The 22,556-nt window shown below is 59.0% G+C and carries 22 protein-coding genes; 16 read left to right on the top strand and 6 right to left on the bottom strand.

Annotated features, from left to right (window positions below):
* Complete coding sequence (locus tag AC6RA8_RS07610) at positions 1–1,509, top strand: tripartite tricarboxylate transporter permease (RefSeq protein WP_500351714.1); 1,509 nt, start codon at positions 1–3, stop codon at positions 1,507–1,509.
* Entirely contained in the window at positions 1,506–2,699 is a 1,194-nt protein-coding gene (locus tag AC6RA8_RS07605; protein ID WP_500351713.1) for a CaiB/BaiF CoA transferase family protein, read from the top strand. The genes AC6RA8_RS07610 and AC6RA8_RS07605 overlap by 4 nt, the downstream gene beginning before the upstream one ends.
* A gap of 40 nt (positions 2,700–2,739) precedes the next feature.
* Here AC6RA8_RS07605 and AC6RA8_RS07600 read toward each other — a convergent pair whose 3' ends face one another.
* From AC6RA8_RS07600 to AC6RA8_RS07590, 3 genes are read right to left on the bottom strand one after another with little or no spacing between them, the layout of a single operon-like run.
* Entirely contained in the window at positions 2,740–3,183 is a 444-nt protein-coding gene (locus tag AC6RA8_RS07600) for a tripartite tricarboxylate transporter TctB family protein (protein WP_500351712.1), read from the bottom strand.
* Complete coding sequence (locus tag AC6RA8_RS07595; RefSeq protein ID WP_500351711.1) at positions 3,180–4,676, bottom strand: tripartite tricarboxylate transporter permease; 1,497 nt, start codon at positions 4,674–4,676, stop codon at positions 3,180–3,182. The genes AC6RA8_RS07600 and AC6RA8_RS07595 overlap by 4 nt, the downstream gene beginning before the upstream one ends.
* A gap of 24 nt (positions 4,677–4,700) precedes the next feature.
* Entirely contained in the window at positions 4,701–5,651 is a 951-nt protein-coding gene (locus AC6RA8_RS07590) for a tripartite tricarboxylate transporter substrate binding protein (RefSeq protein WP_500351710.1), read from the bottom strand.
* Positions 5,652–5,780: 129 nt separating this feature from the next.
* Between AC6RA8_RS07590 and AC6RA8_RS07585 the strand changes: the two genes are divergently transcribed.
* From AC6RA8_RS07585 to AC6RA8_RS07575, 3 genes are read left to right on the top strand one after another with little or no spacing between them, the layout of a single operon-like run.
* Positions 5,781–6,680, top strand: a complete 900-nt coding sequence (locus AC6RA8_RS07585) for a LysR substrate-binding domain-containing protein (protein ID WP_500351709.1) — start codon at positions 5,781–5,783, stop codon at positions 6,678–6,680.
* Between the two features lie 45 nt (positions 6,681–6,725).
* A complete protein-coding gene (locus tag AC6RA8_RS07580) occupies positions 6,726–7,610 on the top strand; it encodes an alpha/beta fold hydrolase (RefSeq protein WP_500351708.1) in 885 nt (294 codons plus the stop codon).
* Positions 7,607–8,671 carry a tartrate dehydrogenase gene (locus AC6RA8_RS07575; RefSeq protein ID WP_500351706.1) on the top strand — a complete coding sequence of 355 codons (1,065 nt, stop codon included), beginning with the start codon at positions 7,607–7,609 and terminating at the stop codon, positions 8,669–8,671. Before AC6RA8_RS07580 ends, AC6RA8_RS07575 begins: the two co-directional genes overlap by 4 nt.
* A 381-nt stretch (positions 8,672–9,052) precedes the next feature.
* Here AC6RA8_RS07575 and AC6RA8_RS07570 read toward each other — a convergent pair whose 3' ends face one another.
* Complete coding sequence (locus tag AC6RA8_RS07570) at positions 9,053–9,250, bottom strand: helix-turn-helix domain-containing protein (protein ID WP_500351705.1); 198 nt, start codon at positions 9,248–9,250, stop codon at positions 9,053–9,055.
* Positions 9,251–9,607: 357 nt separating this feature from the next.
* Here AC6RA8_RS07570 and AC6RA8_RS07565 point away from each other — a divergent pair, with 357 nt between their 5' ends.
* The gene (locus AC6RA8_RS07565) at positions 9,608–10,168 is read left to right on the top strand and encodes a nucleotide-binding protein (RefSeq protein ID WP_500351704.1); all 561 of its coding nucleotides are present in this window, start codon (positions 9,608–9,610) and stop codon (positions 10,166–10,168) included.
* A gap of 4 nt (positions 10,169–10,172) precedes the next feature.
* Here AC6RA8_RS07565 and AC6RA8_RS07560 read toward each other — a convergent pair whose 3' ends face one another.
* Entirely contained in the window at positions 10,173–11,123 is a 951-nt protein-coding gene (locus tag AC6RA8_RS07560; RefSeq protein WP_500351702.1) for a LysR family transcriptional regulator, read from the bottom strand.
* Positions 11,124–11,211: 88 nt separating this feature from the next.
* On the opposite strand from AC6RA8_RS07560, the gene AC6RA8_RS07555 reads away from it, so the two are divergent.
* The 9 genes from AC6RA8_RS07555 to AC6RA8_RS07515 all read left to right on the top strand — a co-directional run bounded on the left by AC6RA8_RS07555 (position 11,212) and on the right by AC6RA8_RS07515 (position 20,885).
* The gene (locus AC6RA8_RS07555; RefSeq protein ID WP_500351700.1) at positions 11,212–12,273 is read left to right on the top strand and encodes a maleylacetate reductase; all 1,062 of its coding nucleotides are present in this window, start codon (positions 11,212–11,214) and stop codon (positions 12,271–12,273) included.
* A gap of 29 nt (positions 12,274–12,302) precedes the next feature.
* Positions 12,303–13,580 (top strand): ABC transporter substrate-binding protein, encoded by a 1,278-nt coding sequence (locus AC6RA8_RS07550; RefSeq protein ID WP_500351698.1) that lies wholly within the window; start codon positions 12,303–12,305, stop codon positions 13,578–13,580.
* Positions 13,581–13,663: 83 nt separating this feature from the next.
* Positions 13,664–14,383 carry an ABC transporter ATP-binding protein gene (locus tag AC6RA8_RS07545; RefSeq protein WP_500351696.1) on the top strand — a complete coding sequence of 240 codons (720 nt, stop codon included), beginning with the start codon at positions 13,664–13,666 and terminating at the stop codon, positions 14,381–14,383.
* On the top strand, positions 14,380–15,087 hold the full coding sequence (locus AC6RA8_RS07540; protein WP_500351695.1) for an ABC transporter ATP-binding protein: 708 nt from the start codon (positions 14,380–14,382) through the stop codon (positions 15,085–15,087). The genes AC6RA8_RS07545 and AC6RA8_RS07540 overlap by 4 nt, the downstream gene beginning before the upstream one ends.
* A complete protein-coding gene (locus AC6RA8_RS07535) occupies positions 15,084–15,947 on the top strand; it encodes a branched-chain amino acid ABC transporter permease (protein WP_500351693.1) in 864 nt (287 codons plus the stop codon). Before AC6RA8_RS07540 ends, AC6RA8_RS07535 begins: the two co-directional genes overlap by 4 nt.
* 5 nt (positions 15,948–15,952) lie before the next feature.
* On the top strand, positions 15,953–17,023 hold the full coding sequence (locus AC6RA8_RS07530; protein ID WP_500351692.1) for a branched-chain amino acid ABC transporter permease: 1,071 nt from the start codon (positions 15,953–15,955) through the stop codon (positions 17,021–17,023).
* Between the two features lie 30 nt (positions 17,024–17,053).
* Positions 17,054–18,811: an FAD-dependent oxidoreductase gene (locus AC6RA8_RS07525; protein WP_500351690.1), complete on the top strand. Its 1,758-nt coding sequence runs from the start codon at positions 17,054–17,056 to the stop codon at positions 18,809–18,811.
* A gap of 13 nt (positions 18,812–18,824) precedes the next feature.
* Positions 18,825–19,667: an intradiol ring-cleavage dioxygenase gene (locus AC6RA8_RS07520; protein WP_500351689.1), complete on the top strand. Its 843-nt coding sequence runs from the start codon at positions 18,825–18,827 to the stop codon at positions 19,665–19,667.
* Positions 19,668–20,153: 486 nt separating this feature from the next.
* Positions 20,154–20,885, top strand: a complete 732-nt coding sequence (locus tag AC6RA8_RS07515) for an isochorismatase family protein (protein WP_500351687.1) — start codon at positions 20,154–20,156, stop codon at positions 20,883–20,885.
* A gap of 60 nt (positions 20,886–20,945) precedes the next feature.
* Here AC6RA8_RS07515 and AC6RA8_RS07510 read toward each other — a convergent pair whose 3' ends face one another.
* On the bottom strand, positions 20,946–21,836 hold the full coding sequence (locus tag AC6RA8_RS07510) for a substrate binding domain-containing protein (RefSeq protein ID WP_500351685.1): 891 nt from the start codon (positions 21,834–21,836) through the stop codon (positions 20,946–20,948).
* A 161-nt stretch (positions 21,837–21,997) separates the two neighbouring features.
* Between AC6RA8_RS07510 and AC6RA8_RS07505 the strand changes: the two genes are divergently transcribed.
* Positions 21,998–22,556 (top strand): amidohydrolase family protein (locus AC6RA8_RS07505; protein ID WP_500351684.1); only part of this gene is annotated, 559 nt, incomplete at its 3' end.

The raw sequence follows: 22,556 nt of genomic DNA, 5'->3' as shown, positions 1-22,556 counted from the left end.
ATGGACATCTTCGCTGGCCTTGTCACAGCCTTGAGCGACCCCATCCTGTTGGGCTGGGTCTTTTTGGCGGCCATCGTCGGCATGATCGTTGGGGCCATTCCAGGCCTGACGGCCTCTGCCGCGATTGCGATGCTGCTGCCGCTTACGTACTATATGGAGCCCTTGCCCGCGCTGGCGTTTCTCTATGTGATCGGGAAATCGGGCCGCTATGGTGGATCCATCGCCGCGATCTTGTTTAACACGCCCGGTACCGCCGCGTCTGCTGCAACTCAATTGGACGGCTATCCGCTGGCACGACATGGCAAGGCCGGAAAGGCGATGAAGGTAGCGACAGTCTCTTCGGTGATTGGGGACTTCACCGGCGAGATCCTATTGATCATTGGCGTGGCGTGGATCGCGGCTGTAGCGCTGAAGCTTGGTCCACCCGAATTGTTCGCGGTCTATTTCGCGGCCTTCATCGTCATCGGATCAGTGATCGGCAAATCGGTGACGCGCGGGCTGGCATCTGCGGCACTCGGCATCCTTGTGGCTATGATAGGCCTTGATCCGATCAGCTCGACCGAGCGATTCACCTTCGGCAGTTTTGATCTGACCAATGGTATCTCGCTGGTGCCGCTGATGATTGGCATCTTTGTTCTGGGCGAGGTTTTCACTCAGATCGAGAACCCGGGCGGCAAAGCAGAATTGGTACCCACCGATGACGGTGACGCGGCACGCAATGGGCTGAGCTGGGCGGAATACAAACCGTGCTTGCCACATGTCATACGCTCTTCCTTAATCGGGTCTTTCATTGGAATATTGCCTGGCCTGGGGTCCGCCATCGCTGCGTTCGTGGCTTACGGCGAAGGCAAACGCCGTGCGAAGAACCCCGATGACTGGGGTAAAGGCGCGCTGGAGGGGATCGCCGCACCGGAGGCTGCCAACAATGCGGTCAGCGGGCCGTCGATGGCACCCTTGCTGACGCTCGGCATTCCCGGATCAACCATTGGCGCGATCCTGATCGGGGTCTTCCTGATCCACGGGATTCAGATCGGTCCGACGATGTTTCTGACCAGTCGGGATCTGGTTTTTGCCCTGTTCGCCTGCGGTCTGATTGGTATCGCGATGTATGGCGTAGTCGGGTATTACGGTGCGGCCTTTGTCGGACGGTTCATCACGCGCATTCCGACGCAGGTTCTTTATCCGATCATCTTTCTGACTTCGTTTGTTGCGGCCTATACGTCGCGCGGAAACTTGTTTGATGTTTACGTCATGGTAGCAGCAGGCTTTGCCGGATGGGCGATGCGCAAGCTGCAGTTCAACCCTGCGGCATTTGTGATTTCATTTGTCTTGGCGGGTGGTGCGGAGGAGGCATTTCGGCAAGCTCTTCTCTTGAGCGACCACGGGTTGATGATTTTCGTGACCCGGCCAATCGCGCTGGCGTTCCTTCTGATCGGCATTGCTGCGATGTTGGCGCGGTTGCGGAGCTTAAAAAAGCAGTCCCGCGCCGTTGCACTGGAGAGCGCATGATGGACGCACCGCTCAAAGGCATCCGGGTCATTGACTGGACGCATGTTCTGGCCGGACCGGCCTGCGCCTATTACCTTGGCCAATTGGGTGCGGAGGTCATCAAGGTTGAGCGACCGGGTCGCGGCGACGCGATGCGCCACAGGGGCGGAAGTGACACGGACCATGCCTCGGGCGGGATGAGCACGGCCTTCCAAACGCAAGCGGCGGGCAAGCAGTGTATCGCCGTGGATCTGGAGACCGACGACGGCCGCGACGTGTTTGAACGGTTGATCCGTTCTGCGGATGTGCTCGTCGAGAACCATCGCCCATCGACGCTTGAACGGCTGACACTCACAGAACAACACACGCGTTCGATCAACCCGCGTCTGATCCACTGTGCGATGACGGGATATGGGCGCGGCAATGGGATGGCGAATGCCCCCGCTTATGACGTCAACATTCAGGCGATCAGTGGGTTGATGGCCCTGACAGGCACGACCCAAACGGGGCCGATCCGGACCGGTGCCCCGATCATTGATTATGCCACCGGGCTGGCCGGGGCCTTGGGTGTGATGTCTGCGTTGATGACTCGCGGGCAGACCGGTCAGGGCAGCTTTGTGGATGTATCGATGCTGGAGACCGCCTTCGCGCTTATGTCGTCCACCATCACCGACTTCCAGATTACAGGGACGGAACCCAAACCACGGGGAAATGCAGCGAACAGTCGGTCGCCGTCTGCGGGGACTTTCGCTTGCCTGGACGGACACCTCAGTCTTGGGGTCAACGAAGAGGTGCAGTTCCAAGCGCTTGCTCGGGCGACTGGCCAGTCGCATTGGTTGACCGACCCTCGCTTTGCCGCCCCGACCGCCCGCGACGAGAACCGTTCAGCATTGGTGGAAGACCTGTCCGCGGTTTTGCGGTCGAGGTCTGCGGCTCAATGGGAAGAAATCCTGCTAGCCGCCGGTGTTCCCTGTTCCCGGCTGCGCGGACTGGCTGAGGCGCTCAATCTACCGCCAGCGGTGGATCGGCGCTTTGCGACCCGCGGGCCTGCCGGGTTTCCTGGATTGCCGTTCACAATTGAGGGGGAGATGGACGATACTGCGCCGCGCGCTTTGGGCTCGGATACGTCCTCCATCCTCATTGGGTTGGGTTTTGACGACGCCGACATGGATCGGCTGCGCTCGACTGGGATCGTCGAAACGGCAAAGTGAGCCTCGTGGCTCGTTGATCAATCAGAATTTCGTTGCGGCTCTAGGGCAACCGCACATTCAGCACTTCACTCAGTAAAAGCGACAGCCCAACCACCAGAACCACGCCAGCGACGGAATGATACAGGATTGATGCCCGTGACATAGGTTCGCGCCGGGCGATCATGGCGACGACGACAATGGCCACAGTTGACGTCGGCATGAAGCCAAGGGGACCAAGCGCTAAAGCCCAACCCAGCAACGTCAAGGCAAGAAGGCCTGCGCGGACGTAGTCTGTCTCTCCGGCCTCGGCGCTGGGGTATTCGCGGCTCAATACCACTTGCGCCACGACGCCCAGACCCGCAGCTACCGCCACGAGGCTCGCTGTCATCGGAAAGACACGACCCAATTCGGACATCTGGCCCGTTTGTGCGATTGCAAGCACACCCAATGCGACGGCCAATGCTGCAACAAACAGCGGACGCCAGTGTACGACGACCATTGTCATTGTGGTTGCTCCATTCTGGTTTTGCGTTTGAACAGGCCGGATGACGCGAGGGTGATTGCGGTCATAGCCATAATGGCCAGCGAAATAGGTTGGCCAAAGAACATACCCAGCCGGTCGCCCTGCGCCCCGCCGATCAGCCAGCCTTGGACAAAGCCGGCCTCTGCGATGGGGCCAAGGATCAGGCCAAGGACAATGGGTGAGGCTTCCAGCCCGACGCGGGCCAAGAGCCAACCGACGATGCCCAGGGACACCATGACAAGGACGTGAAACGTGTTGGCTTCGATGGCGAACGACCCGACGATGGTCAGAAACGCGATGGCCGGGGCCAGCGCCGTTTTGGGAATCGAGACGATCAGCCGATAGGCATAGCGACCAACGATGAGCCCGGTTGGCAGCATCAGTAACGTCGCAATGAGCAAGCCAAATGTGAACGTGAAAACAATATCGGCCTGTTGGGTAAACAATTGCGGTCCAGTGCGGATGCCTTGCACCAACAACGCCCCAAGGATGATCGCATCGGGCGGGGTGCCCGGGATGCCGAGAACCAAGGTAGGGATGAACCCGCCCCCGACAGTCGCGGAATTGGAGGCTTCGGATGCGATCACGCCATCATGGGCACCTTTTCCGAAGGTCTCGGGGTTCTTTGATGTGCGGCGGGCCTCGGAATAGGCAACAAGCCCCGCGACCGAACCACCCGCAGCCGGTATGATACCCACGGCTGTGCCGATCACGGCAGATCGGATCACGTTGAATTTGGACCGGAACATTAGGCCAATCGCTTCGACCAAGCGGAAGCCACGCACCTGTTCCGTACGTCGTTCGAGATGCGCCTCGGGTCGGATGACCATGTCGATCAGAACCGGCACACAATAGAGACCGATAAGGGCTGGAATCACCGGAATGCCACCCAGCAGTGACGTCTGACCAAACGTGTAGCGCAGATCTCCACCCACCACCGCTGACCCGACGCAGGACAACAGCAGGCCAATAGCGCCGCCTATGAGGCCCAGCAAAGTTGCGCCGCGCGACAAGGTGGCAATCAAAGAGAGCCCGAAGATCGCAAGCCAGAAGTATTCAACGGGGCCAAAGGACAGCGCAATCTGCGACAGCGGAGGGGCGAGAAACAACAGCGCCAGAGCCCCAATCATGCCACCCGCAACGGAGCCTAAACAGGAGATTGTGACCGCAAGATCCCCATCCCCACGCTTGGCCATAGGAAAGCCATCCATCGAGGTGGCAATCGCCGCAGGGGTGCCCGGGGTGTTCACCAGAATGGCGGAATAGGCGCCGCCATAGATCGCGCCGGTGTAGATCGCGCCCAAAACGATCAGCCCGGAACTTGGGTCCATCGTGAAGGTAAAAGGCACCAAAACGGCGACCGCCATGGTCGCCGAAAGGCCGGGCAAAGCGCCGATGATCGTTCCGCCCAAAACACCCAGGAAGGCAAGGAGCAGGTTCTCAAAAGATAAGGCCGTAATTAGAGCGTCGATCATGGCACTTTGTCCGATTGGTCAAGTTCAGTTGCTTTGCAGGATTTCAATTCCCGCTGCGTAGTCAGACTGACGCGCTGCAATCCAGTCGCCCATTTCGGAGTTGGGGACATCGACCAACACGTAGCCGTTCGCCTCCATCTCGGTCTGAAAGTCGGGCAGGCTGTTGATCTGAGCAATGATGTCCGACAACGCTGCTCGGGTCTCATCCGGTGTTCCGGCTGGAACTGTGACACCGCGGTAAGCGCCTGCAACGTAGTCAAATCCTAGCTCTTTGAACGTCGGTACATCAGGATAGATGTTCAGCCGTTCCTCGGTGGCGATGGCCAACACACGTACTTGATCGCCCGCTTTGACACCCTGCGTGGTGTAGGTAATGCCAGCGCCGATCTGCCCTCCCAACATTGCTGCCATCGCAGGGGCGGACCCACCGAATGGCACATAGGTTACGGTCACATCGGCCATATCGCCAAAGCGCACAGCGGCAAGATGGTTGGCCGAGTTCGTGCCAGACCCACCAAAGGTCAGCGCGCCCGGGTTCTCGTTGGCGAAGTCGATGAGGTCTTGCAGGGACTCATAAGGACTGTCTGCCCGAACTACGATCGCATCAGGCGTGTAGTGGAACACATACACTGGCGTCACATCTTCGGTCTGATAGCCAACATCACGGATCGAAGGCTGCAAAATGGCATGTGGGAAATTGACGTTCATGATGGTGTAGCCGTCCGCATCAAAGCCGCCCAGCTGGGACCAGGCCGTCGCCCCCCCCGCGCCGGGCTTGTATGAAATCACCACATCCTGTCCGGTCACCTGATTCCAGTACTTCTCCTGGAAACGGGCCGTCACATCGGACTCGCCGCCCGGGTTGTAGGGAATGATGTAATCGACAGCGCGGTCTGGATAATCGTCGGCGGCAAGCGCCGTGGCACTGAATGCGATAGTCATCGCTCCGAGTGCAGTCGTCAGTATTTTAATCATGTCTTTCCTCCCAAGTTCAGTGGCCGGTTCAGCAACACTGGCTTTGGACGGTAGTATGAACTTGCCAATCCGATTAAGATCGTTTCACTTATAAATAATTCTTCTCACCTCATCGCAGCGGGGTCTCACTTGGAACTGAAACAGCTTCGGATTTTTCTGGCCGTCGCCGATGAGCTGCATTTTGGTCGTGCATCCGAGAGGCTGCACATGGCGCAGCCAGCATTGTCGGCCCAAGTGCGTGGGTTGGAGAATCGTCTTGGGGTCAAACTGTTCGAACGTACAACCCGCAGCGTTAGCCTAACCCGCGCGGGAGAGGTATTTCTGCCCGAAGCCCGTGCCACCATCGCGCAGGCGGATGCGGCAGAAGCCGCGGCGCGGGCGGTTGGCGGTGACGGGGGCGATCTTTTGAAAATCGGCGGGGTGGACAGCGCGACGGCAGGCATCCTGCCGCAAGTCATCCGCGCCTTTCGCCGCAATCACAAGGCCATCGAGGTGAAGGTGTTTGAGCTGCTCTCAGCCCCCGCATTGCATGGTTTGGCTAATAGATCGTTGGATATTGCCTTCGTCAGGGTTCCCCCGAAAGAGGATTTTCTGGACCATCGGTTTGTCTTCAGCGAACCGGTTGTTGTGGCCCTTCCTGCGGATCATCCGGCGGCCCAATTGGAACGTGTCCCCTTGGAGGCGGTCGAGTCAGAGCCCCTTGTGATCCCGGCGCGATCCCACCGACCCATACTGTTTGACGTGATCCAGAACCACTTCGCTGAAGCCGGCCTGAGCCCCAAAATCCTGCAAGAAGCGAACGAGCGCCACATGATCATCGCGATGGTGGCCGCAGGTTTGGGTATTTCGCTTGTGCCCCACTGGGTCAGTCAGTTCCAACGTCCGGATGTGGTTTATCTACCCTTGGAAGGCGGTGGCCCCATGGTCGATGTTCACGTGGCGTGGCGGCGGAATGATCGCCTGGCGGCTGTGGCTAATTTTCTGGACTGCATGCCAGATTCACATGAATTGATAAGCGTTTCTTCTTAATAAAAACGTTTGGACAAAATGATAAGTTCCACCGCAATTGGACATATGTTCGACGGCTTCACCCCTTTCAAGATAAAGACCGATGGCGCAGAAATCGCAGGCGTTACCGGCGGCAGTGGGCCCGCACTTTTGCTGCTTCACGGGTACCCGCAGACCCATGTGATGTGGCACAAGGTTGCCCCGGTACTGGCCCGGGATTTTACCATCGTTGCGGCTGATCTGCGTGGCTATGGTGGGTCGTCCAAGCCGCCTACGACGGCCGATCATGCGCCATATTCAAAACGCGAAATGGCAGTAGATATGGTACAGGTGATGTCCGAACTAGGCCATGATAGTTTCTTCTTGTGCGGTCATGATCGAGGTGCGCGGGTGTCCCACCGGATAGCGGCGGATCACTCTTCGAAAGTGCGCAAGCTTGCGGTTCTGGACATTGCACCCACCCGCGAGATGTATCGCAACACGACCGAAGCATTCGCCCGCGCCTATTGGCACTGGTTCTGGCTAACGCTGCCGGCGCCGCTACCAGAGAATATGATCGGGGCCGATCCCGAAGCCTTTTTGACGTACAAATGCGGACACGGTTCGGCGGAACTTGCGCCTTTCACGGAAGATGCATGGAACGCCTATCTGGATGCCATTAGGACCCCTGCCACAGTCCACGCTATGTGCGAGGACTATCGCGCCGCCGGGACCATCGACATTGCCCATGACGATGCGGATGGGGATCTGAAATTACCGATGCCTATGCTGGCGCTGTGGGGGCAAAACGGTGTGATTGAACGTTGTTTTGACTGCCTTGCGCTTTGGCGCGAACGTGCGGTTGACGTGCGTGGACACGCCTTGCCCGGGGGGCATTATCTGGCGGAAGAGTGCCCAGACCTTGTTCAGGCCGAATTAACAGCATTTTTCTTGGAGGGATCTGCCCCATGAGCGCACAAAGCTATCGCATTGCAATCATTCCCGGTGACGGGATCGGTACGGAAGTCATCGAAGCCGGTCAGGAAGTGCTGGAAGTGGCGGCCCGCAGGTTCGGGTTTAATCTTGAGTGGACAGAATTCGACTGGTCGTGCGAGCGTTTCGCCAAAACCGGCCAGATGATGCCGGACGACGGCCTTGATCAGGTCAGGGCATTTGATGCGATCTATCTGGGTGCGGTGGGCTGGCCGTCGGTGCCAGATCATGTGTCGCTTTGGGGGCTGCTGATCCCGCTTCGCCGGGAGTTGGACCTTTACGCCAATGTGCGGCCCGTCAAACTGTTTGAGGGTGTGAAATGCCCGCTTGCCGACCGCACGCCCGAGGACATCGATTTTGTCGTGGTGCGTGAAAACGTAGAAGGAGAGTATTCAAAGATGGGCGGGCGGATCTACGAAGGCACCCCACAGGAGGCCGCGAGCCAGATCGCCACGTTCACCCGCCACGGAACAGACCGCATCATGCAGGTGGCTTTTGACATCGCCAAATCGCGGCGCAAGCACGTGACATCGGCCACCAAATCCAACGGGATCGTTCACAGCATGCCGTTTTGGGACGAACGTTTCGATGCTGCAAAGGAACGGCATCCGGGCATCGACACGTCTGTGTATCACATTGATATTCTGGTTGCGCATTTTGTGCTCAATCCCGACCGCTTTGATGTGGTTGTGGCCTCAAACCTCTTTGGTGATATCTTGTCCGATCTTGGCCCCGCCGTCGCGGGTTCCATTGGTATCGCGCCGTCTGCAAACCTCAATCCGGCGCGCACCGGACCGTCGATGTTTGAACCGGTCCACGGGTCCGCTCCCGACATTGCCGGCAAAGGCATTGCGAATCCGGCTGCAGCCGTTTGGGCGGGTGCCATGATGTTGGAGCACCTCGGAGAGGTCAGCGCCGCCAACGCAGTCGTTGATGCAATGGCAAGAACGCTCGCTAACGAAGACACACGCACTGCAGATCTAGGGGGAACGGCTACCACCAAGGTGGCTGTCGAGGCCATGATCTCAGCTCTTCGATAGAGCTGACGGACGGTACTGTTTCGATGGTGACCACTCTTCCCGCGTCGACTTGCCCTTCGGTCGGTGTAGTTCTTCGATCTGAAAGGCAGACCAATTCGCCGAAATGGGAGCTTTCTTACCACCTCGCGAGACACTGGTTCTACGTCGCCTGCAGACCGCGCCTTAAAGCTCAGGACTTGGAGCCGTCCCCGCCAATGTCCGGTTCTCTTCCGAAGTTCGGTGATGCATGCAGATGCAGCGAAGGTCCGCTTCCCGGCCGACTTGCTATGGCTCGATCATGCCTTCCTGCTGCCGAATTCTTAGTTGTTGTTCCAATTGATCGGGCAAACCCTCATTCGTAAGGCCGTAGAAGAGAAAAACCGGCAGGGCCGGTGAACCTACTTACGTGTCCAGTTTGAGGAGGGTCCAAGCGTCCACTTCCATAGCCGTCGCCAAACGTGCTATATTATCGACTGATATATTTTGCTCAGAGCGCTCCACAGCACTCAGATAGGTCCGGTTCAGACCAGCCTCGTGCGCAAGACGTTCCTGCGACCAGCCACGTTCGGCACGGAAAAGCCGCAGGTTCCGGGCAAGCACATCTCGTAGTTCACTTTTTGGCGTTCTTTTCACAAACAGCAGCGTGCCGTTTGTTGGTTTTAACTCTACCGGTTTTAAGATACATTCAACCCATGAGCAAAACCTTTGTCGACATTCCCTCGCCTGAAGACCTCAACTGCAAGCCAGTCAGCGCCACACGTAAATCGCCGTTTGAACTCCAGAAATGGTGGCCGCCGTTCATCGCCGAAGTTGTGCCCGGGGCAGGTCAAAGCACATCCCATGACGCGACCTTGGGCGGGAGGTTGTTCCATACCCTGAGGATTAGCGCGCAGTTCGCGCTCTCCTCGTATCTCGGAAACGACATAGCGAGGACTGCAATATGCACTGCGAGGCAATATGACGGTTACGCTACACACGATCACTCTGATAGGCTTCAAAGGCGGTATCGGCCGAACGACTGGCTCCGCTGCGCTTGCTCATGGGCTGGCGGCGGTCGGGTACAGTGTTGCCTTAATCGACGCTGGTCACGCTGTTCCGTTACAAGAACAAGTACCATCGAAACTGCGGGGCCGCGGGTTTCCCACTGACGAAAGCCTTCTTCACAAGTGGGCAAGGTGGCTGGCGTGCGGCAGCGAGTCTGGTTCTCGAATTCAGTATATCCGCGCTTCAACGGCTGCTCATCTTGAAGCCGTCATGGAACAGTTGTGGCGAGAGGCATGGCGCTTTGCGGTTGTCGATGCACCGGCTCACCCTGCTGCGTCGGTATTTGAAGCAGTGGGTCAATCATCACTGCTGCTTGTTCCAGCACGGGATGCTGCTGACGCAAGCGTGGTCAGTCAGACGCTTCCAGAGGAATTCTTGGATGGCCACCACACGTTGCGATGCATCGCAGCGGGCTCAAGCAAGCCTCCACGCGCCAAGCGGGTTGGCGCGATGAACCAGCCCGTCCTTTCCTGACCAATTAGGGCCGCCAAACCGTGTCCTGACTAACACGCGTGATGCTCGACGACAGCACATCAAATTCGTGGCGGACGTGATTGTAGACCTTCTGTGCCGCGGGCTTCAGCTTTTGGCCTCGTAGCTTCAACACGCCCAAATGCCGGTCAGGGTCGCCAATCTTGATCGATAACGCGCCCACCGAATGCTGGTTGCGCATCATAAAAACCACTGAAAACGGCAAAACGGTGAGGGCGTCTGACCCAGTCAGGATGTTTACCGTGGCACTAAGCGACCCGCCCGTGAAACTCACCTTGAAATCCTTGATGCCAATCTCTTGCAGGACGGTGCGAAGGTCCTGATAGAGGGGGCTGCCTGCAGGTGGTGCGATCCATGGGTACTGTCCGATGTCGGACAGCTTGACCGATCCACGCCGCACAAGTGGATGCCCGGCGCGGCAGGCGATGACATTGCGCCCAGGCAGGATCTCATGGAAGTCGATATCATCAGGGATCGACGAAACGCGCATCGGCAAGACGGCCAGATCCAGTGAGCCGTCGCGCAGTTTCGGGATGAGCTCACTCATGTACCCGTACACCTGATCAATCCGCACATCGGGGCGTTCAAACTGAAACCCGGCCAGCATTCCAGAAATCACTCCGTCAAAGAAGAATGGCGTGCCGCCCACATGCACCGCACCGGATTTACCGTCCCGGTACTGCGTCAGTACCCGCGAGCTTGTGCGGCCCGCCTCGTAAATCTTGCGGCCTTCTGACGCCAGCACGAGACCCAGTTCAGTCGCTCGCAAGGGGCGCCGGTCTTTCTCGAACAGGGGGGTATCGATCCGCTGTTCGAGTGCCGCAAGCGATCGGCTGAGGCTTGGTTGCGACTTCCCAAGCATCTCGGCGCCTTCGCTGAGGCTACCCTTTTCAACGATGGCAAAGAGCATTTCGAGATGTCGCGGATCAATCTTCATTACTTAATGTTATATTGCTGTACTAAAATTCGATCAAGTTGTTCGTTTTTGCGCGTCAGATTGCATCCCAATGGATGGAGGCATTTTCGTGTTGGACATATCTCAGTTCGCTACAGATCAGACGGTTGCGTTTGGCGCGGGCCTGCGCCGGGATGTCTCGGACCGCGTCCGTGCTTCCGGATACGAACGCCCGTTGATACTGACCACGCCCCAGCAAAGCGATCTGGGTTTGGAGCTCGCCGAGACGTTGGGCGCATCGGCGGCTGGGGTGTTCTCCAAGGCGACAATGCATACGCCAACAGACGTGACCGAAGAGGCGTTGGCGCATTTGCGGGACGTCAAGGCGGATAGTGTTCTGTCTGTTGGTGGCGGCTCAACCATTGGGTTGGGCAAGGCACTGGTCTTGCATTCGGATGTTGGGCACATCGCCTTGCCGACGACTTATGCGGGCAGTGAGTGCACGCCGATCCTCGGACAAACCGAAAACGGTGTGAAGACAACGATGAGCGATCCGAAGCTGCGCCCGGACATCGTGCTTTATGATGCGGAGCTTGTGGCGACGTTGCCCGCCGCTATGACCATCACCAGCGCGTTGAATGCAATGGCCCACGCGGTTGAGGCTCTCTATGCCAAAGACCGGGCGGAGACAGCGACGCAGCTTGCACTCGAAGGGATTGCCGCATTCCAGGCATCTCTGCCAGCCGTTATGGAAAACCCCGGGAACCTGACGGCCCGCCAGGCCACACAGGAAGGGGCCTGGGCCTGCGGAACCGTGCTGGGCCGGGTGGGCATGGCATTGCATCACAAGCTGTGCCACACGCTCGGCGGGTCATTCAACCTGCCGCATGCGGAAACGCACGCCATCGTACTGCCACATGCCACCGCATATAACCAACCAGCGGCTGCTGCAGAGCTTGCCCCTGTTGCAGACCTCTTTGGTGCCGAGGACCCCGCGCGCTCGCTGTGGGATTTCGCAAAATCACTGGATGCGCCGACTGCCCTGAAAGACCTTGGCGTTGAGGAAGCCGACCTCGACCGCGTGGCCGATCTGGCGACACAAAACCCCTACTGGAACCCGCGGGAGATCACCAAAGCAGGGATCCGAGCGCTGCTTGGCCGTGCCTGGGAGGGCACACCGCCACAGCCTTAAATCAAAACAATCATTTGGGAGGACCAACCATGATTACACGTCGAAACCTGCTGAAAACCTCAAGCGCTGCAGGCCTCACACTCGCCGCCAACGGCCTGGCGGCTCCCGCCATCGCCCAAGGCGCGCGTATCAAGATTGGCTATGTCAGCCCGCAATCAGGGCCGTTGGCGGCCTTCTCGGAAGCGGACCAATTCATTCTGGATGCCTTTGCCGGGTCCGAGGCCGGTGCGAACTTTGAGGTCATCGTCAAAGACAGCCAATCCAACTCGAACCGCGCGGCGGATGTTGCGAGCGAATTGATCATCGATGATGGCGTCGACCTGATGCTAGTTGCCTCCACCCCCGAGACGACGAACCCGGTCGCCACAACCTGCGAGGCCGAAGAGGTGCCTTGCATCTCGACCGTGGCCCCCTGGCAGCCCTACTTCATTGGACAACAGGGCAATCCCGGTGATCCCGGATCGTGGGAACGGTTCTACTACAGCTACCACTTCTTCTGGGGGCTGGAAGATGTGATTTCGGTCTTTACGGCCATGTGGAACCAACTGTCGACGAACAAGCAGGTTGGCGGGCTTTTCCCCAATGATGGGGATGGCAATGCCTGGGGTGATCCAAACGTGGGCTTTCCTCCGGTGCTGACCGACCAGGGGTTCGGGCTGACCGATCCAGGGCGTTACCAGAACCTCACGGATGACTTTTCAGCTCAGATCAATGCATTCCGCTCGAATAACGTAGAGATTGTGACTGGCGTTCCGATCCCGCCCGACTTCACCACGTTCTGGACGCAAGCCAAACAGCAGGGCTTTACGCCCAAGGCGGCGTCAATCGGCAAGGCTATCCTTTTCCCGCAATCCGTCGAAGCGCTTGGGGGTACGGGCCACAACCTGAGTTCCGAGGTGTGGTGGTCACCGTCGCACCCCTTCACCTCCTCTGTGACGGGGGAAAGCGCGGCCGAAGTTGCTGCCGCGTTCACCGCCGCAACCGGGCGGCAATGGACGCAACCAATTGGTTTTGTGCATGCGCTCTTTGAGATGGCTGCCAATGTCATGGGTCGCGTCTCTGACAGCGGTGACCCCGATGCCGTGTCCGAAGCGATTGCAGCAACCCAACTCGACAGTTTGGTGGGCCGGATCGCTTTTGACGGCGCGGGCTTGCCGCCCTTTGCTGCAGCCAATGTTGCAAAGACACCGCTTGTGGGAGGCCAGTGGCGGCTGCGCGATGGTGGTGGCTATGACCTTGTGATCGTGGATAATTCCGACCAACCGGACATCCCAACCGGTGGTGTTATGGAAGAAATCACCGCCTGAAACACTGGGTCAGTGCCTGCTGGCACGGCCCTCTCCCCCTCTCACTGTCCGGATGACCGAAAGGCACTGGTCAAGGAATAGCTATGTCCATTCTTGAACTAAAAAACGTCTCTAAGACCTTCGGCCAGCTGAAAGTGACCGATGACGTCAGCTTTGCGGTGCCCGAAGGACAGGCGCTTGGGATCATTGGGCCAAACGGTGCTGGAAAATCGACCCTGTTCAACCTGATTACAGGGAACCTGACTGCAGATGCAGGGGCGATTGCCTTTGAAGGCCAGGACGTCACCAAGGTTCCTGCGATGCAACGCTGCTTTGCCGGTGTCGGACGGTCGTTTCAAATCCCGCAGCCGTTCGACAACCTCACAGTGTTCGAAAACCTGCTTGTCGCGGCAATGCATGGTCGCAACACCAATCAAGCAGCGGTCGAACAGGCCTGCGCTGAAGTCCTCAATCAGACCGAGCTGATGCCGGTTGCCAATTCGCCCGCTGCCGGCCTTTCGCTGTTGCAACGCAAACGGTTGGAAATGGCACGCGCGCTCGCGACCGACCCCAAGCTGCTGTTGCTCGACGAAATCGCCGGTGGGCTGACCGATGCAGAATGCGTGGCGCTGATTGACACGATCAAGTCGGTCCATGCGCGCGGTGTGACGATCATCTGGATCGAGCACGTCCTTCATGCGCTGACCAGCGTGGTGGAGCGCCTGCTGGTGCTCGACTTCGGCAAGATCATCGGCATTGGCGCACCTGACGAGATCATGAACCGTCAAGACGTGCGCGAGATTTACCTGGGGATCGACGTATGAGCCTTTTGATGACCAAGGGGCTGACGGCCCATTATGGCGACTTCCAGGCGTTGTTCGGTGTCGACATCGCTTTGAACGAGGGCGAGACAATCGCCATTATCGGTGCCAACGGGGCAGGAAAGACCACTCTAATGCGTTCAATCTCGGGCGTTTTGCAAAACAGCCCCGAGATGATCACGCTGAACGGTCAGCCGATTGGCGGTCTCAGCGCAGACGAGATCCTTCCCCTGGGGTTGGCGATGGTGCCCGAAGGGCGGCGGCTGTTCCCGTCGCTGAGTGTTGAGGAAAACCTGCTCATTGGCACCTATGGTCGCAAGGTCGACGGGTATTGGACCCTCGAGGCGATCTACGACCTGTTCCCGATCCTGGCTGAGCGGCGCACCAATCCGGGCACTGCGCTTTCGGGCGGTCAGCAGCAAATGGTGGCCATCGGCAGGGCGCTGATGTCGAACCCCAAGGTGCTGCTGTGTGATGAGATCAGTCTGGGCCTCGCCCCGGTGGTGATCAAAGACATCTACGCGGCCGTTCCCAAGATCCAGGCCAGCGGCGCCAGCTTGATCGTGGTTGAGCAGGACATTGGCCAAGCCATGAAAGTTGCCGATCGCGTCTATTGCATGATGGAGGGTCGGGTCACCCTCGACGGTACACCCGACAGCCTCGGCCGTGACGACATCCACGCCGCGTACTTCGGAGTGAGCGCATGATCTGGGTCGATACACTTGTTCAGGGCATCCTTTTGGGAGGGCTCTATGCACTCTTTGCCGCCGGGCTCAGCCTTGTTTTTGGAGTTATGCGGCTGGTGAACCTGGCGCATGGCGATCTGATTGTCATGGCCGCATATCTGATCCTTCTGCTGGTCACGTTGCTAGGGCTATCGCCTTTTGTGGCCGCAGCCATCGCCGCCCCCGTTATGTACCTGATCGGCTGGGGCCTTCAGAAGCATCTGCTAAACAGGACGCTCGGCACGGATATCCTGCCGCCGCTTTTGGTGACATTCGGCCTGTCGATCGCACTGCAAAACGCACTGCTGGAAGGGTTCAGCGCCGACAGCCAGCGTTTGCCCACCGGGGCGATTTCGACGGCTTCACTCGATCTTGGGGCGCTGACGGTTGGTGTTCTACCGCTCCTGACGTTCGGGTCGGCCGTCGCTGTGATCGTGGGGTTAAACCAGCTCTTCTACCGCACCGAGCTTGGTCGGGCCTTCCGCGCCACATCCGATGATCCGATCACGGCGAGCCTGATGGGCATTCGCCCCGGCAATATCTTTGCCAAAGCCACCGCCATCGCGATGCTTGTTGTGACGCTTGCCGCGCTCTATCTCGGAATGCGCTCCAACTTTGACCCGAACATCGGGCCGGCACGTCTGATCTATGCTTTCCAAGCGGTGATCATCGGCGGGCTTGGCAGTCTTTGGGGCACGCTGGCGGGGGGGATCATCATTGGTCTCGCTCAGACCATCGGCGCTGCGATCAATCCCGAATGGCAGATCTTGGCAGGCCACGTCGCTTTCCTGGTTGTGCTTTTGCTGCGTCCCCGCGGCCTCTTTCCAAGGGCTTTTGACTAATGAATATGAAACCGCACATCCCAACCTACATCGTTACGACGCGAACGAAAGCTTCGCAGATCACAGCGGTGGTTGCCGTGGCTTTGCTGGTCGTGCTTGTCCTCTTACCCTTCTTTGCGGGACGTGGATTGATCCAGGATTTCTTCTTTGTCCTGACAATGCTCGTGCTGGCACAGTTCTGGAATCTGTTGGCGGGCTACGGCGGTATGGTGTCCATCGGCCAGCAGGCTTTCGTGGGCATGGGCGCTTACGCCATGTTCGGCGGGGTGATCCTCGCAGGGCTGGACCCGATCCCTGCGATCCTTCTGGGCGGCGTTGCTGCCTTGATCGTGGCCGTCCCAACCGCCTTTTTCGCCTTCCGCCTGCAGGGGCCGTACTTCGCCATCGGCACCTGGGTGATCGCCGAGGTGATGCGCCTGATCATGGCGCAAGTGCAGTCGTTGGGCGGCGGTACGGGCACCTCGCTGCCCAGAGCCGCCACCCGCGAGATGTGGGCGACCGAGTGGATTGCCGAATTGTTCGATGTCCGCAATTCGGCAGCCCGAGACATCCTGACCTATTGGCTGGCACTCGCGCTCGCTGCCGCCTCAATCGCGGCGATCTACACACTCTTGCGGTCCAAACCCGGCCTTGCTCTGTCCGCGGTGCGCGACAACCCCGAGGCTGCGAAATCCGTGGGCGTGGATGCAGGTCGCATGAAATGGTTCGTGTTCCTGGCGTCAGCCTTCGGCACCGGCCTCGCAGGCGCTTTGATTTATGTGCAAAAGGCGCGGATCAGTCCGGACGCGGCTTTTAGCGTCACCGACTGGACAGCCTATGTGCTCTTCATCGTCATCATCGGTGGCATCGGCACCATCGAAGGGCCGATCATCGGGGTGATCGTCTTTTTTTTGCTGCAGTCGCTTTTGGCGGATTACGGCAGTTGGTACCTCTTCACTCTCGGGATCATCGGCATCCTGGTGATGCTGGTCGCCCCACGTGGCCTGTGGGGCCTGATCACCGACAAGACCGGTATTCAACTCTTCCCCGTCCGCCGGCGTCTGAGCGGCGGCACACACGACACACCCAAACATTGAGACAATCCAAGACTTCCGGAGGAAAAATTCATGGCTGAGATTGAGACAGACGTTCTGATCATTGGAACCGGGCCCGCGGGGTCAGCGACCGCAGCGCTTTTATCTTCCTACGGGATCGAGAACGTGGCCATCAACCGCTACCGCTGGCTGGCCAATACGCCACGCGCCCACATCACCAACCAGCGGACGATGGAGGTGCTGCGTGACCTTGGGCACGAGGTCGAGGACGAGGCCTATCTGCATGCCGCGCATCAAGAGCTGATGGGCGAAAATGTCTTCTGCGAAAGCCTTGCGGGCGAAGAGATTGGCCGCATGAAAAGCTGGGGCAATCATCCCTTGTCCAAGGCCGAACATCTGTTGTCGAGCCCGACAATGATGAACGACCTGCCACAGACCTTCATGGAGCCGATCCTGTTTGGCACCGCTTGTAAGCGTGGGACCCAGGCGCGGATGAGCACCGAATACATCAGCCACGAGCAGGACGACGCAGGTGTGACCACAACGTGCCGGGACTGTTTGTCCGGGCGAGAATACCAAATCCGCTCAAAATACTTGATCGGTGCAGATGGCGGGAGTTCCAAAGTGGCGGAACATTGCGGACTGCCCTTCGAAGGACAGATGGGCGTGGGTGGTTCGATGAACATTGTGTTCCGTGCAGACCTGTCCAAATACGTCGCGCACCGTCCCTCGGTGCTCTATTGGGTCATGCAGCCCGGATCAGACGTTGGCGGCATCGGTATGGGCTTGGTGCGCATGGTCCGTCCGTGGAACGAATGGCTGATTGTCTGGGGCTACGACATCAACGAAGAACCGCCTGTGGTGGATGAGGCCATGGCAACGCAAGTGGCGCGGCAGCTGGTTGGTGATCCGGAGCTCGAGATTGAGTTGCTCAGCGCCAACACATGGACCGTGAACAACATGTACGCGACCCATATGCAAAAGGACCGCGTGTTCATTATGGGCGACGCCGCACATCGCCATCCGCCGTCGAATGGGCTTGGGTCAAACACCTCAATTCAGGATGGGTTCAACCTAGCTTGGAAACTGGCCGCCGTGATCAAGGGTGAGGCTGGAGAGGCGCTTCTCGACAGCTACAGCGTCGAACGCGCGCCGGTGGCAAAACAGATCGTGACCCGTGCAAACCAGTCCATCGGTGAGTTTGGTCCGATCTTCGAGAGCCTGGGTATGACCGGTGGCACCGACCACGTGGTCATCAAGGCCAACATGGACGCCCGTTGCAATGCCGGATCGGATGCAGCCAAGCAACGGGAAACGATTCGCGAGGCCATCGCATTTAAGAAGTATGAGTTTGACGCGCATGGCGTCGAAATGAACCAACGCTACAAATCCAATGCGGTCCTGACCGATGGCCAGATGGAGCCCGCCTTCGAACTTGATGCCGAATTGCACTACCAGCCCACCACCTGGCCCGGGGCGCGCATTCCGCATGTTTGGGTGTTCCACCACGACACCGGCGAAAAGGTGTCCACACTCGATCTATGCGGGCGCGGGTTGTTCACCGTTTTGACGGGCATCGGGGGCGAGGCATGGTGCAAGGCGGCGGAAGAGATCAGTGCGGAGATGGGCGTGCCGCTGCGCGTGCATGTGATCGGCCCGCGCCAGATCTATGTCGACCACACGGGCGACTGGGCCCGCGCAAGCGAGATCGGCGATACGGGATGCCTGCTGATCCGCCCCGACCAACACGTATCCTGGCGTGTCGAGGACATGGCCGACGATCCGGAAGCGGAACTGAAACGCGCACTCACCGCCATTTTGGCGCGCTAGAGAGGAGGCGAAGATGACCAAGGAAGGCTACTTTAGTGAAGAAGGCTCTGCCGAAGCTGTCAACGCGCGCATGGGCGACAACATCGACCCGCGCCTAGCGGAGGTCATGGGATCATTGGTGCGGCATCTGCACGCCTTCGCCAAGGACATTGAATTGAAGCCAGAGGAATGGAATCTCGCGATCGATTTCCTGACACGGACAGGCCAGATCTGTTCACCCGAGCGTCAGGAGTTCATCCTTTTGTCGGATACGCTCGGCGTTTCGATGTTGGTGGATGCCATCAACAATCGCCGTCCTTCGGGTGCGACCGAGAACACGGTCTTTGGCCCTTTCCATGTGGCTGATGCACCAATCCGGCAGATGGGGGACAATATCTGCCTCGACGGCAAGGGCGAGCCCTGCCTGTTCGAAGGGCGCGTTGTTGACAGGGACGGCAACCCGATCAAAGGGGCTACCGTCGATGTCTGGTCGGACAATGCCGATGGGTATTACGACGTGCAACAACCCGACATTCAGCCCAAGTTCAACAACCGGGGTCGGTTCATCACGGGGGCTGATGGCGCTTACAGCTTTGTCGGGATCAAGCCCGTGTCTTATCCGATCCCTGACGACGGACCGGTCGGAAAAATGCTGGCGGCCCTAGGGCGGCACCCGAACCGCCCGGCGCATCTGCATTTCCTCGTCACGGCACCAGGCTATGAAAAGATCGTCACGCACATCTTTGATGGCGAGGATGAGTGGCTCAGCTCGGATTCCGTGTTTGGGGTGAAGGAATCTCTCATTGCTCCTTTTGAGCCGGCAAGCGGTGACACCCAGTGGCGCGCGCCGTTTGACTTTGTGATGATCAAGGCTTGAGCACCTCTAGTATCACCTGGGTCGCGACGGTCGGATGGTTTTTGACTCAGGGAAAGCATCACGATTGCAGTGTCGGCGCCTGAACAGGTCTCATGCATGTGAGATATTCTGGGCGCCGGCACCACAATTTGCCGCTCACAGCCGCGTTCCGGTGGCGACAAACTGTCATGTGTCCCGGTTAGGCTCGAAGGTCTTTGGAAAGCCCGGAATGGCGCTTTCCTGACCTGAACTCCGCTCCTCTATCAACGAGCGGTTTGGCGTGGGTCAGACGCTGTATGGCGCGTCCGACTGAAGCCGATTGCCACCCCTCCGCAGTCGGTCCTGCGCAAGCGGCGTGCAACCCGTAGGCCATGCGCACCCGCTTTGAGTAACGGCACAACCAACAAACACCGTGTTCGTCGATCTGCGCCTACTGAATTTCCAGCGCGTCAGTATTTGAAGTCCTGTCACGGGGCGCACTGCTCCCTCGCAAGAAAGGACGAAACAATGACTAATTTTGCAAAAACTCTCGCCGGTTCGACACGGGCTCTGGCTGCAGCCGCAGCATTGGCCGTGACGACCACTGCCGCTCTGGCACAGGCCGTGCCGGTCACCGAAAACGCACAGCGGCTCATCGACCGTGACGACGCCGTATTCCTGATGCTCGACCACCAGGCAGGCCTGATGCAGATCGTCGAGGACATCGAACAGACGCAATTGCGCGCCAACGTGTCGGCCAAGGCAAAGGTAGCGGAATTCTTCGACATCCCCGTCATCGCCTCGACGTCTGTGCCCGAAGGCCCAAACGGTCCACTCATTCCGGAGGTCGTGGACAACGCACCGTCCGCAACAGTGATCGACCGCGCAGGCCCCATCAATGCCTGGGACGACGCGCGCATTCGTGAGGCGGTCGAGGCCACGGGCCGGAACACCATCGTGATCTCCGGCATCCTGACCAGCGTGTGCGTCGCCTTTCCGGCGATCGACATGGCAGCTGAAGGATACAACGTGATCGCTGTAATTGATGCCTCAGGCGACTACAGCGACCTGGCGAGCCAGACCACCATTGCGCGACTGCAACAGGCTGGCGTGACCGTGGAAAGTACGTTCGCAGTTTTGAGCCAAGTGCATGACACCTGGGACGAAGATAACACCGCGATCATGGCCGAAGCCTATTCGGATGTTGCACCGGCCTACGCCTCGGTTCTGCAAAGCTTCTTTGCACAGCCCAGCAACTGATCCTGCACACTAACTTGAAAAGAGGCGACCGCGGCCTGCGGCCGCCTTTTTTGCTTTTCGCTATCGCTGCATCCAGATGACGAGATGCTCGACAAAGGCGCGCAGCTTCGGCGAGGCCTGACTCGTCTGCGCCATCACTGCGAACACGCCGTCGGGCTCAGGTTCCCAAGGCATGTCCGCGGCAACGAGTCGACCAGCGTCGAGCGCTTCGTCCACAAGGAACTTTGGCAGTACCGTCAGGCCAAGTCCTGCTTCGGCTGCCGCGCGCATCATCGCACCGTTGTTGCACGTGATACGCGGCGCCACCTGAACTGATACAGGCGCGCCACCATCTGCCGGGAGAAACCGCCAGATCTGCGAGGCGGGCGCGTTGGAATAGTGGATGACGTTATGGGCGCCAAGGTCTTCCGGTGCCTTCGGATGACCCCGCTCATTTAGATATCCCGGTGCAGCACACAAAACGCGGGGGCTGTCACCCAGCCGACGCGCCTTCAGGCTGCTGTCGGGAAGCCGCCCTATGCGCACCGCGACATCATGACCACCGGCGGTAAGATCGGCTAATCGGTCGTCGTGGTCCAGTGATATTCGCAAGTCAGGGTGTTTGGCGGCGAAATCCAGGATCGGCGCCCACAAGAATACCTCGGCTGCGTCGACGGGCAGCGCTACCCGCAAAGATCCCGCAAAACCCGTTTGAGGCGTGCGCAGCGCATCGACGGCATCCTCTGCCGCGGCAAGGAGTGCTTTGGCGCGAGGGTAGAGCAGGTCTGCAGCCTCCGTTGGTGTCATACGCTTGGTCGAACGGACGAAGAGGTTGGCTTTCAGCTGCGCCTCAAGGTCTGACACGCGTTTGGATACCACGGCTCTGCTGAGCCCAAGCCGTCGCGCTGCGGCGGCGACACCGCCTGCCTCTACAACTGCCCGAAAAGCGGCAAGCTCAGGCAAAGATAGCATCGCGGGGTGCTCCTGTGTTGGTTCGGTCAACATATGTTGCGACCGATAAGCTTCAACTGCGGCGTTCGCAGATGCCGAACGCCGCAGTCGCTAAATGCCACGTAGCGGGTCGGCCCTGCATCCCCATTTTAACGGCAACCAAACGCCAAAAGGAGCCCGCCATGACCGATGTTGCCAAAACGACACCCGCGCGCCCCGCGCGCCGCTTTTCCCTCAACCGCCGCGGATTTCTCTCCGCGTCCGCCGCCCTAGGCGCTGCTGCTGCAAGCGGTACTGCCGCGCAGACGGACGAAGCACCTGCAGAACTGATTGTCACAAATGCCCGCATCACGACGCTAGATCCGGACCGCCCCGAAGCCACCGCACTTGCCGCACGTGACGGCGTGTTCGTGGCAGTGGGATCTGAGCAAGATGTCGCTCGTTTTCGCGGCGCGTTCACGACCGTCATCGACGCACAAGGCCGCAGGTTGATCCCCGGCCTGAACGACAGCCATACCCATTCGATCCGCGGCGGCGTCAACTACACCTACGAGGTTCGCTGGGACGACGTCGACAGTCTGGAAGAAGGGCTACACCGCCTGCGCGAACAGGTGGCCCGGACGCCGGAGGGTCAGTTCGTGCGCGTGGTGGGTGGCTTCTCCGAACATCAGTTCAAGGAAAAGCGACTGCCCACCGTGGCCGAACTGAACGCCATCGCGCCCAATACCCCCGTGCTGGTGC

The organism is Tateyamaria sp. (assembly GCF_059783535.1).
The sequence above is the reverse complement of the archived record's forward strand: the minus strand, read 5'-3'. Positions and strand labels throughout refer to the sequence as shown.